Genomic DNA, 6,241 nt, shown 5'->3' with positions numbered 1-6,241 from the left:
ATAATATTCTAAATTTATAAAATAAATCGTATTGACTTAAATATATTTAAGATATATACTTATAATAAAATTTTTTTAATAATAGAGGTGTTGCTTGTGATAAGTAAAGAATATTTAATAAGAGCATTAAAAGAACAGGACATTATAAATGCATTAGATTTAATATGGAATGTATTTGAAGAATTTGAATCTCCAGATTATTGTGATGATGGAATCAAATCATTTCATGAATTTATAGAATATAACTCTATTATTGAAAAAGTCCAAGAAAAAACACTCTTCTTTTGGGGTTGTTTTGATTGTAAAAAATTAATAGGAGTCTTATCTATTAGAGATTTAAATCATATATGTATGCTATTTGTAGATAAAAATTATCATAAACGTGGTATTGCAAGAAAATTAATGAATACAGGTATAGAATATTGTACTAATAACAAAACCAATCTAACAGAAATCACTGTAAATTCATCACCTTATGCAGTTGAAGTTTACCACAAATTAGGATTTAAAGATGTTGATATTGAGCAAACTGTTGATGGTATACGTTTTACACCTATGAAATTGACAATATAATAACTTAAATAAAAAGCAAAGTCTCTTAAATATTTTATAGTAGCTTTGCTTTTTATTAATGCTTAAAAGTAATGATACCTTTTTTATTTTTGATAACATACTTTAAGAATCTTACTAATCTGGAACTTTGATTTATTTTTTTATATCTTTTTTGTTAATGTATCAATCAAATTAATTATTAAACTATTAGCTTTATATAAACAAGATATATTTTTTATTATTGTATTTTTACAATTTACCCACTAGATATATAATATCAATCATCTATTGTATTAAAATACAGCCCTAATAGTTTCCTACTAATCATACTTTTTATGAATACCTAATAGAACAGTATCAATGGAATCAGCTAGACCTTTTATAGCTTCTTCTTGACTTACAAGTGCTTTTCCAAGTTGTAAAGTCGAATAACCATGCAGTACACTCATTATCAAATTTAACACTTCATCTGTGTTTTTTATTTCTAAATTACAAGAAATAATAAGTTTTTCTAATAAGGTTTTATATTCACCAAATACCTCTAATGTTTCATTATTTCCATGCCAAGTAGCCCATTGTATTGTTTCATAGACACCAGGATGAGAAATTACAAAATTAAAATATTCTATACTTATACATTTTATAGCTGTGTCTCCAGAATTACCAATAGCAACCTTTTCCATCTGATTATTCATTTTTCGCATTCCATTATGTGCCACTTCAAGTAGCAAGTCATCTAAACTTTCTATATGATTGTATAAAGATGGTGTACGTATACCTAGCTTTGCTGCAACAACTTTTAAAGAAACCTTATTAAGACCATCTTTATCAGCTATATCTGATGCAGTTTGTATAACTATTTCTCTACTAACACGCATAATTCTCCTTCTTTCATTTTAAATTAATTACCTTATTAGTTTAACTAATCTAATTAGTTACGTCAATAATTGAAACTTAGAAAATATTTTATACTGTTATAAAGTATTGACAATTTGATTTCAATTCAATATAATACTAATTGCATTAGTTTTTAAGCTAATATAATTAGTATTATACTAATTTGTTTCATTGCAATATTATTTTATAATTTGCTTAATTATAGAAATAACTACTATGTCAAACTGAGAGGAGACTTTTATGCAAAAAAAATATTTTAAAATTCATGGGATTCCTTCAATTCTTTGGGGAAATCCTTCAAATCAATTGTATATTTACATACATGGACAATCAGGTTATAAAGAGGAGGCTGAAGCTTTTGCCAATATCGCTGTTTATCATGGATATCAGGTTTTAAGTATAGATTTACCTGAACATGGAGAGCGTAAAAAAGAAAATAATTCATTTGACCCCTGGCATGTTGTCCCAGAGTTATCAACCATTATGGAATATGTAAAATGTCATTGGAATCAAATTTCTTTATATGCAAATAGTATTGGAGCATGGTATAGTATGTTGAGCTTTGAAAGAGATACATTAAAAGAATGTATTTTTGTTTCTCCAATTCTTGATATGCAACAGCTCATTTCAAATATGATGCTTTGGGCAAATGTATCAGAAGAACAACTTAAACATGAACTAGTTATTCCAACTTCATTTGGGCATACTCTTTCTTGGGAATATCTATTATATGCAAAAAAACATCCTATTACTAAATGGAATGTACCAACAAAAATATTATATGGCAGATATGATGAACTTACTGAAATCAGTGTGGTAGAAAAATTCGTACAAAAATTTGGTTGTAGTCTAACTATTCTTGAAAATAGCAAACATTGGTTTAACACGCCAGAAGAACTAAACGCATTAGATGAATGGATAAATGCCTCATTTAAATAAAAAATAACAATATTATTTTCATGATTACATTGTCTATAAGCCTTTAATTAATTTTGGTGTTATTTAAGGTAATTAAATAGACAATAAATTAATTGTTATTTAAAAACTTTAAAAGTATACAAAATCTTAAACAAGCACTAATAATTAATTGACATAGAGAGAAGAGAGATAAATATTATCTTTCCCTCTCTCTTCTATACAGTGTACAGTTTTTACTTGTTGTTATCAATAAACTGTATTTATGTACAAAACTCAATCTTTTATCTATTATTAATATATGCATATTTATTGTGACATTAAGGTTATGATATTAAATAAATCTAATAAAATTAATTATAAAAAAATAATAATAAAATATTATCACTCAAATTTTAAGTCTACTATATAGTTTTATCATTTTCTTCTTTTATTTCAATAATCTTCTTAAATAAAATTGATAAAACTAAAGTCAAAAACCCTATAGATAATGAAACAAATGACACTGTAACTGAAGGTATTATAGTAATTGCATATAAATATACATCATAAAAATAATATAATATTATCACTACAAAATTAAATATAAAAATCTCACTAAATGCACATACAGATATTTTTTTTAAGTCTTTAGGTATTTCTTTTGAAAATGGTTTATTGATTGCTAATAATTTGCATAATTTTTTTAATATAAACAATGACACAATATATGGAATAGCACATATATATATAGCTACTGATATCACAGTTGGCATGTTCGTATCTGTAATACCCACACCACTTTTAAAATATGTAGTCAATACTAATGGCACTAAAATAAGTGATAATAAAGTCAAAATTATTCCGACCAATACAATATTATTTAATATTTTAGAACTTAAATTCTTTTTCATATAAACTTACCACCTTATACATTCTTATTTTTAATATATATTATAATAGTTTTATATGTTATGTCAATAATTTATTATTGAAAAACAATAAATTATATATTATAATCAATAATATAGTCTATGTTAAGGAGAGAATATTTTTTATGATTACAAAATTTTTTAGTAACATTTTATCAATCTTTCTATATTTTATATTATCAATTTTGGGAGTTGCTGGTATAACATTTTTGTGTATGATACCTATGTTTTTGTATGATTTTAGTTCTGATAAATTAATTACTTTAATTGCAAGAATACTATATTTTTCTGACTACTTTATAGTCATTTTATTCTTAATATTTATAATTAATAGCACTAAATACTCACCTTTTATACTTGAAAATGTAAAGAGATTTAAAATAATGGGATATTGCTTGTTAGTCAATACCATGATTGAATGTATCAATGGTTACAGTTTGAATACAAACAATCTAATAATTTTTGGAAGTGACAATGGTGGTATTTCACCACTTATGATTATTTCTTTTATATTTGCACTAATGTGTTTTGTAATTGCTGAAACATTTGATAAAGCTATAAAAATAAAAGAAGATAATGACTTGACGATATAGAGGTGATGTTATGGCAATTATAGTTAATCTAGATGTAATGATGGCAAAAAGAAAAATATCACTTAAAGATTTGGCTGAAAAAATAGATATTACAAATGCTAATTTATCAATATTAAAAACTGGAAAAGCAAAAGCCATTAGATTCACTACTTTAAATGAAATTTGTAAAGCTTTAGAATGTCAGCCAGGAGATATACTTGAATATGTAGAAGATGAAGATGATTAAAAAAGAGTGTTTAAAACACTCTTTTTTGATTATAATCTAAAATTTTTATTACTTTGCTGGGATATTTAAGCATGTTGCCAAGTCCTTTTCAGGAGTACTAATAGGTATTAAATTAAATGTGTCAACTAAATACTGTAGTACATTTGGACTTATAAATGCTGGTAAACTTGGTCCTAAATATATATTTTTTATATCTAATGATAATAATGCCAGCAAATCTGCTACTGCTTTTTGTTCATACCATGACAATATTATTGAAAGAGGAAGGCTATTCACATCTGTGTTAAATGCATCAGCTAAAGCTAAGGCTATTCTCACTTACGAGTAAACATCATTACATTGACTAATATCTAACAGTCTAGGTAATCCTGCTACTTCCCCAAAATTCAACTTATTAAATCTATATTTCCCATATGCAAGAGTTAGAATTATACAATCTTCTGGTACTTGTTTAGCGAATTCTGTATAATAATTTCTACCATGTCTTGCACCATCACATCCTCCAATCAGGAAAAAATGTCTTATCTTTCTAGATTTAACTGCATTTATTATTGCAGGTACATTACTTAATGTAGCATTATGCCCAAAGCCAACGGATATCTATCAAGTTATATTACGTTTATTGTATGTCATCTTTTCAATTAATTTTTTATATGTTTTATGTCATTATTAATTTTTACTGTATATATTTGTAATATTTTAGACTCTTTTTATCTATATACTACTGCTATACTTTAATTAAGAAAAACAAATCTTATATGAGTTGGTGATTATTTAAAAAGAAAATAGAAATTTACACTATAGTTGGGATGCTAACAGGTGCTTGTATATTTTATTTTTTGGCACATTTATTTACTAAAAAAAATAAAATTTAACTCAGCTCTATTTTATTAAATTTTAAAGGAGGTACCTACTATGAGTTTTAATAATATCAATCTTATACTTATTGGAATAGGTATTATAATAGGGACTACAATAAGGTATTTAATTAAACGGAAAACTAATTTTTGTAGTGAAAGATATTTCAATAAATTAGAATTAAAATATGGGAATATAGATAGAAAAAAAACTGTTAAACTAGATATATTTTATAGCTATTTAATAAGCTTTGAATATATAACAATGGGTTTATTCATAAAAAAATCAGAGAGTACAATAATAGTAATAATAGTAGTAGCAATTATAACAGCCGTATTGTATTATTTAATTAGAAAAAGATATATCGTTCTATAAACTTTGAATTTATTAAAAAAGAAGGTAACAACTAACTCTAGCTGATACCTTCTAATCATATATATTAAATAAAAACTTCTAATTTAATTTTCAAAATTTCTCCCATATAACTATTTCATGCAAGCGACTCCTAAACAATCTAAATATCTTTTGCTATATTCTAGTTTAAATTTATGCACTGAATAAGAACCTTGAAGTACAAATATTTGCTTACCTAACTCTGGCTCTAAAGTAAAACTTTCATATTTTTTTAATGTTAATTTTTTTCCCGTTGTTATAGTGTTCCCTTTTTTAGTTAAAAATGTAATCTTACCTATTATTCTTGCTGGTACTGTCAAACCAGTAAATCACTCGATAAACCAACTACTAAATTATTCTCTTTTGTCATTTTTATAATATAAATCCTAATATGTATACTTATAATCACCACTGTACATTATAGTGCCTTTAAGCATATTTTTTACTTATACATTATCATTTATATTTTTATTTAATGCTCCTTCTGCTATTAATTTTGTAAATATGTCTTTATGCTTTACTACATAGTAATTATTTTATATATTACCATAATATATAAAATAGACCATCGATTAAAGTGACCCTTTGAATTAATCTATATTTCATTATAAAGTTTTTACAGCTGTTCCATACGCAAATATTTCAACAACTTGTTTTTTGCTTGCAAATCCATCTGCCACAGCAATACGATATTCAAATTGGCAATTAATTACAGCATTTCCACCTAATTGTTCACATTTTTTCTTTAATTGTTCTTTTACTCCTTTAAATGCTGAGTTTGGGTCTGCACCTCTAAAAATTCCTTCCTTATGAGAGTCTATTGCAAATATAGCATCTATAACCCCATATTCTTCTTTAATATCTCCAGTACTTATAATCATATCTATATCCTCCAA

9 protein-coding genes and 1 pseudogene are annotated in these 6,241 nt (G+C 25.0%); 5 read left to right on the top strand and 5 right to left on the bottom strand.

Translation table 11 applies throughout. The features are described from left to right. Positions 1 to 96: 96 nt before the first annotated feature. The gene (locus Q3287_RS18280) at positions 97 to 573 is read left to right on the top strand and encodes a GNAT family N-acetyltransferase (RefSeq protein WP_407964600.1); all 477 of its coding nucleotides are present in this window, start codon (positions 97 to 99) and stop codon (positions 571 to 573) included. A gap of 299 nt (positions 574 to 872) precedes the next feature. Here the strand turns inward: Q3287_RS18280 and Q3287_RS18275 are convergent, their stop codons facing one another. Then, complete coding sequence (locus tag Q3287_RS18275; protein ID WP_054276851.1) at positions 873 to 1,430, bottom strand: TetR/AcrR family transcriptional regulator; 558 nt, start codon at positions 1,428 to 1,430, stop codon at positions 873 to 875. A gap of 325 nt (positions 1,431 to 1,755) precedes the next feature. Here Q3287_RS18275 and Q3287_RS18270 point away from each other — a divergent pair, with 325 nt between their 5' ends. Beyond that, positions 1,756 to 2,388 (top strand): alpha/beta hydrolase, encoded by a 633-nt coding sequence (locus tag Q3287_RS18270; protein WP_236730080.1) that lies wholly within the window; start codon positions 1,756 to 1,758, stop codon positions 2,386 to 2,388. 380 nt (positions 2,389 to 2,768) lie between these two features. Here Q3287_RS18270 and Q3287_RS18265 read toward each other — a convergent pair whose 3' ends face one another. Beyond that, positions 2,769 to 3,257, bottom strand: a complete 489-nt coding sequence (locus Q3287_RS18265) for a DUF2975 domain-containing protein (RefSeq protein WP_407964599.1) — start codon at positions 3,255 to 3,257, stop codon at positions 2,769 to 2,771. Positions 3,258 to 3,400: 143 nt separating this feature from the next. Between Q3287_RS18265 and Q3287_RS18260 the strand changes: the two genes are divergently transcribed. Beyond that, entirely contained in the window at positions 3,401 to 3,868 is a 468-nt protein-coding gene (locus Q3287_RS18260) for a DUF2975 domain-containing protein (protein ID WP_219673937.1), read from the top strand. A 10-nt stretch (positions 3,869 to 3,878) separates the two neighbouring features. Then, entirely contained in the window at positions 3,879 to 4,094 is a 216-nt protein-coding gene (locus Q3287_RS18255) for a helix-turn-helix transcriptional regulator (protein ID WP_054270493.1), read from the top strand. A gap of 48 nt (positions 4,095 to 4,142) precedes the next feature. On the opposite strand, the pseudogene Q3287_RS18250 reads toward Q3287_RS18255, so the two are convergent. Next, positions 4,143 to 4,643 (bottom strand): annotated as a pseudogene (locus tag Q3287_RS18250) (hypothetical protein). A gap of 366 nt (positions 4,644 to 5,009) precedes the next feature. Between Q3287_RS18250 and Q3287_RS18245 the strand changes: the two are divergent. Next, positions 5,010 to 5,327, top strand: a complete 318-nt coding sequence (locus Q3287_RS18245) for a hypothetical protein (protein ID WP_074178221.1) — start codon at positions 5,010 to 5,012, stop codon at positions 5,325 to 5,327. 110 nt (positions 5,328 to 5,437) lie between these two features. On the opposite strand, the gene Q3287_RS18240 is transcribed toward Q3287_RS18245, so the two are convergent. Both Q3287_RS18240 and Q3287_RS18235 read right to left on the bottom strand, forming a co-directional pair. Continuing rightward, positions 5,438 to 5,665 (bottom strand): hypothetical protein, encoded by a 228-nt coding sequence (locus Q3287_RS18240; RefSeq protein WP_407964598.1) that lies wholly within the window; start codon positions 5,663 to 5,665, stop codon positions 5,438 to 5,440. A gap of 285 nt (positions 5,666 to 5,950) precedes the next feature. Continuing rightward, complete coding sequence (locus Q3287_RS18235) at positions 5,951 to 6,226, bottom strand: heavy metal-binding domain-containing protein (protein WP_021384859.1); 276 nt, start codon at positions 6,224 to 6,226, stop codon at positions 5,951 to 5,953. Positions 6,227 to 6,241: the final 15 nt, after the last annotated feature.

Source organism: Clostridioides sp. GD02404, from assembly GCF_045898275.1.
Lineage (GTDB): Bacteria > Bacillota > Clostridia > Peptostreptococcales > Peptostreptococcaceae > Clostridioides > Clostridioides difficile_A.
Note: the sequence above shows the minus strand (reverse complement) of the source record. Positions and strands in the feature narration are given on the sequence as shown.